The sequence below is a fragment of the Mesorhizobium sp. M1E.F.Ca.ET.063.01.1.1 genome (genome assembly GCF_003998155.1).
Classification (GTDB): domain Bacteria; phylum Pseudomonadota; class Alphaproteobacteria; order Rhizobiales; family Rhizobiaceae; genus Mesorhizobium.
This window is the reverse complement of sequence record NZ_RZSC01000547.1, coordinates 1-4151: the sequence shown is the minus strand read 5'-3', so window position 1 is coordinate 4151 and position 4151 is coordinate 1. Positions and strand designations below refer to the sequence as shown.

Here is a 4151-nt window from a genome sequence, read left to right as displayed (position 1 = left end):
CGCTCGCGTACCCCGCCGGCATGCTGCAGATCGGCAACGCGACGGCCTGCGTCTTTTCACCCAACAACCTGCCGGACGACTACATCGGCAAGGCCTCGATCCCGCTGGTGCTGCGGCCGCCTGCCTTCCGCGCCAACGCCCGGGATATGGCTCAGCTCTACGATTATGTGCGCCAGGCCTCGCCGGACTACTGTGAAATCAAGGCGGCGACTGTCGTCATCTCCGGCGACCGCGACAAGGTGGTCTACGCCACCATCCATTCCGTCGGTCTCGAGCGCGATATTCCCGGCGCCGAACTGGTCTGGGTCCGTAATCTCGGCCACAAGCCCGACTGGACCGCGCCCGACCTTGTCGTCGGCGCCATCGAGAAGATCGCAGGCATGCCTGTCGACCTGCAAGCCATGGCAAGAATGGTGGAAGGCCGGATAGCCGGCGACACGCAGGGCGCCGGCAGATTTCCGGAACTCAGGGCTCCAGACGCCGAGCTGGCGCTGGGCTGAGCAGTTTCACCGCCGTGCTTGAAAGACCTCAATGCAGCGCTGCCCCTCATCGCCCTGCCGGGCACTTCTCCCCGGATAGTGACGGGGAGAAGAACGCTGTCATCGCCGATTTCGCCAATCGCCAACGTGGGAGCAATGGCGCTGACGCCAAAGCTTCTCCCTTCTCCCCGTCACTATACGGCGAGAAGGTGCCGGCAGGCGGATGAGGGGCGGCGCCGACCTTGAAAAGGTTTCAAACGGCGGTCACAGCAGACCAGCTCTTACGGCTAATGCGTCTCCGACCCCACATAGGCAATACGCAGCATGTTGGTCGAGCCGGGCGTCCTCAGCGGCACGCCGGCGGTGATGATGACGCGATCGCCCGGCTTGCCGAAGCCTTCGTCGAGGGCGATGCGGCAGGCCCGGTCGACCATGTCGTCGAGGTCGATGGCATCCTCCGAAACCACGCAATGCGTGCCCCATAGGAGCGACAGCCGCCGCGCCGTGTTGACGATCGGCGACAGCGCCACGATCGGCACCTGCGGACGCTCGCGCGCGGCGCGGAGCCCAGTGGTGCCGGAGGCGGTGTAGGTAATGATCGCCGACAATTTCAGCGTCTCGGCGATCTCGCGCGCGGCGAGCGAGATCGCGTCCGCGCCGGTCGCTTCCGGCTCCGAGCGCTGCGCGTTGATGATGCCGGCATAGGTCGGGTCGGTTTCGACCTTGGTGGCGATGCGGTTCATCATGGCGACCGCCTCGACCGGATAGGCGCCGGCCGCGGATTCGGCCGAAAGCATGATCGCGTCCGCGCCTTCGAACACGGCGATCGACACATCCGACACTTCGGCGCGGGTCGGCACCGGCGCGGTGATCATCGATTCCAGCATCTGGGTAGCGATCACCACCGGCTTGCCGGCGCGGCGCGCGGCGCGCGTGATCTGCTTCTGGATGCCGGGCACGGCTTCGAGCGGCATCTCGACGCCGAGATCGCCGCGCGCAACCATCAGCGCGTCGGACAGCTCGATGATCTCCGGCAGACGGGCGACCGCCTGCGGCTTCTCGATCTTGGCCATGATCAGCGCGCGGCCGCGCGCGATCTTGCGGGCTTCCGCCAGATCCTCCGGCCGCTGCACGAAGGACAGCGCCACCCAGTCGACGCTCGCCGCAAGCACCGCGTCGAGATCGGCGCGATCCTTCTCGGTCAGCGCGCCAACCGGCAGGTCGGTGTCGGGCAGGCTGACGCCCTTCTTGTCGGAAATGCCGGTGCCGGCGACGACCGTGCAGGTGATTGACTTGCCGTCGCTCTTCACCGCCTTGAGCTCCAGCTTGCCGTCGTCGATCAAAAGCCGGTGACCGGGCTCGACCGAGCTCAGGATTTCCGGATGCGGCAGGTAGACCCGGCTGGACGTGCCGGGTTCCGGATTGTCGTCGAGCGTGAAGGTCTGGCCGACGGTCAGCGCTTCCTTGCCGTTGGCGAACTTGCCGACCCTGAGCTTCGGTCCCTGCAGGTCGGCGAGAATGCCGATCGGTCGGCCGACGGCCGCCTCGACGGCGCGGATGCGGCCGACCAGCGTGCGCATCAGCTCGTGGTCCGTATGGCTCATATTGATGCGGAAGACATCGGCCCCAGCTTCGAACAGCTTTCGCAGCATCTCCTCGGACGAGGAAGCCGGACCGATGGTGGCGAGGATCTTGACCTTGCGGATACGTCTCATTGACTGTTTGTTCCCGGAGCAGGGGTCGCTGGCGCGCCTCCCGTTGCGGGCTCGTCGGTCAGCTGGACCATCCAGCTTGCCTGCTCGCCCGTGTCATATTCCTGAAATCCGGCGCGCTGGAAGCCCCGGGCGACGCAATCATTCACGCCGGCAATCTTGAACTCTTTTTCGGCGACGCACATGTTGATCGGGCCGTCCCAACGCCCGCCGCGCTCGGCGTCTTCTGCATAAAGATAGTAAAACCTTGATGACAGCGGTCCCTCGATCAGCGTCTTGCAGGTCGATCCTTCGATGTGCCACCAGCCCTCGGTGATCCAGCCGGCCTTGGCACGATAGCCGATGCCGACGCCGACCAGGTTTTGTGTCGCGTTGCAGACGCGGAAGTCGGCGCGGGCAGGCGAGGTCGTGCAAAGCGCGCTGAGACCCGCGCCAACGATCAGGAGCGGCAGGGCCAGGCGCTTGCGCAGCCTGCCGGCGAAAACCATTCCAAATCCCCTCACGAACCACATCGGCATCTCTCGAAGCCCCTTTTCAGCAAACTCCGGGCGCATGTCAACGCGCCGTTTTGTTCAATTCCAATCGATTTAGAGAGGCCCGGCGCGTGGTAAGTCGTCCCCATTCGGGATTTTTTGCAGAAACCGTGGCCAAACAACGGCATTGCGCCTCAGTCCTCTTCGTGGAATGACGATACCACCCTGCCCGGATGCCAGCGACCGACCCATTTTCAGCCGATGACCCGATCCACAGTTTTCGCGCCTTTCGATATCGTCGAGGGCGACCGCAAGAAAGGCATCGTGCTTCTGGCCGATCACGCCCGCCGCGACCTGCCGGAGGAGTATGGCAGCCTCGGCCTACCGGCTGCCGAGTTCGAGCGCCACATCGCCTATGACATCGGGGTCGAGACGGTGACGCGCGAGCTGGCGGGGGCGCTCGACGCGCCGGCGGTGCTTGCCGGCTTCTCGCGGCTGTTGATCGATCCCAACCGGGGCGAGGACGACCCGACGCTGATCCGTCAGCTCTATGACGGCACCATCGTGCCGGGCAACTATCCGATGGCCGCCGAGGAGCGGGAGCGGCGTCTCGACCGCTTCTACCGGCCCTATCACGACGCCGTCGGCGCCATGATCGCTTCCGTGGCGCACGCCTCGGGGAAAGCGCCGTTCATCTTCTCGGTGCATTCCTTCACCCCGCGCATGCAAGGCTTCATCCGGCCCTGGCATGTCGGCATCCTGTGGGACCTCGACGACCGCGTGGCGCGGCCGCTGATCGACATGCTGGCTGAGGACGAAAACCTCGTCGTCGGCGACAACGAACCCTATGACGGCGCCTTGCGCGGCGACACCATGTTCCGCCACGCCATCGTCAACGGCTACGCCCACGCGCTGATCGAAATCCGCCAGGACCTGATCGCCGACCGCGCCGGCGCTCTTGCCTGGGCCGAACGGCTGGCGCCGATCGTTGACGCCATCGACCGCCGTGCCGATATACACCAGGTGAAGATGTTCGGCTCGCGCACCGGGCCAGCATGAAGGCCGTCAGGCCGGGAACAGACAAATGACCGAACTCAGCGACGAGCAGAAACGCGATTTCGAGGCCGCAGCCTTCCGCCGGCTGGTCGATCACCTGCGCCAGCGCGGCGACGTCCAGAATATCGACCTGATGAACCTCGCCGGCTTCTGCCGCAATTGCCTGTCGAACTGGTATCGCGAGGCCGCCGAGGCCGATGGCGTTGCATTGTCGAAGGATGAATCGCGCGAGATCATCTACGGCATGCCTTATGCCGAATGGCAGGCGCTCAACCAGACCGAGGCGTCGGACGCCAAGAAGGCGGAGTTCGAGGCCAAGCGCCCCAAGGATCACTAGAGCAATTCCAGGAAAGGTGTGAAACGGTTTTCCGTCCGGAATTGCGTCAAAACAAAGAGATAGAGCGGGTCGCCGTTTCCGTGAAACGGTCAAC

Annotated in this window: 4 protein-coding genes and 1 pseudogene; 3 read left to right on the top strand and 2 right to left on the bottom strand. The window is 64.8% G+C overall.

Going from position 1 to position 4151, the window contains the following annotated elements; all coding sequences use genetic code 11:
- Window positions 1–500 (top strand): annotated as a pseudogene (locus EOA29_RS27620) (alpha/beta hydrolase); the annotation flags it as partial.
- A gap of 266 nt (window positions 501–766) precedes the next feature.
- Here the strand turns inward: EOA29_RS27620 and pyk are convergent.
- Both pyk and EOA29_RS27610 read right to left on the bottom strand, forming a co-directional pair.
- Entirely contained in the window at window positions 767–2194 is a 1428-nt protein-coding gene (gene pyk / locus EOA29_RS27615) for a pyruvate kinase (protein WP_126091492.1), read from the bottom strand.
- On the bottom strand, window positions 2191–2745 hold the full coding sequence (locus EOA29_RS27610; protein ID WP_189350488.1) for a DUF1036 domain-containing protein: 555 nt from the start codon (window positions 2743–2745) through the stop codon (window positions 2191–2193). Before EOA29_RS27610 ends, pyk begins: the two co-directional genes overlap by 4 nt.
- 180 nt (window positions 2746–2925) lie before the next feature.
- Here EOA29_RS27610 and EOA29_RS27605 point away from each other — a divergent pair, with 180 nt between their 5' ends.
- Window positions 2926–3723: an N-formylglutamate amidohydrolase gene (locus EOA29_RS27605; protein ID WP_126091490.1), complete on the top strand. Its 798-nt coding sequence runs from the start codon at window positions 2926–2928 to the stop codon at window positions 3721–3723.
- Between the two features lie 25 nt (window positions 3724–3748).
- Window positions 3749–4057 carry a DUF1244 domain-containing protein gene (locus EOA29_RS27600; protein ID WP_126091489.1) on the top strand — a complete coding sequence of 103 codons (309 nt, stop codon included), beginning with the start codon at window positions 3749–3751 and terminating at the stop codon, window positions 4055–4057.
- Window positions 4058–4151: the final 94 nt, after the last annotated feature.

Bases quoted from the DNA above. Each gene is read 5' to 3' on its own strand.
- pyk (WP_126091492.1), bottom strand. From the start codon at position 2,194: ATGAGACGTATCCGCAAGGTCAAGATCCTCGCCACCATCGGTCCGGCT.
- EOA29_RS27610 (WP_189350488.1), bottom strand. From the start codon at position 2,745: ATGCGCCCGGAGTTTGCTGAAAAGGGGCTTCGAGAGATGCCGATGTGG.
- EOA29_RS27605 (WP_126091490.1), top strand. From the start codon at position 2,926: ATGACCCGATCCACAGTTTTCGCGCCTTTCGATATCGTCGAGGGCGAC.
- EOA29_RS27600 (WP_126091489.1), top strand. From the start codon at position 3,749: ATGACCGAACTCAGCGACGAGCAGAAACGCGATTTCGAGGCCGCAGCC.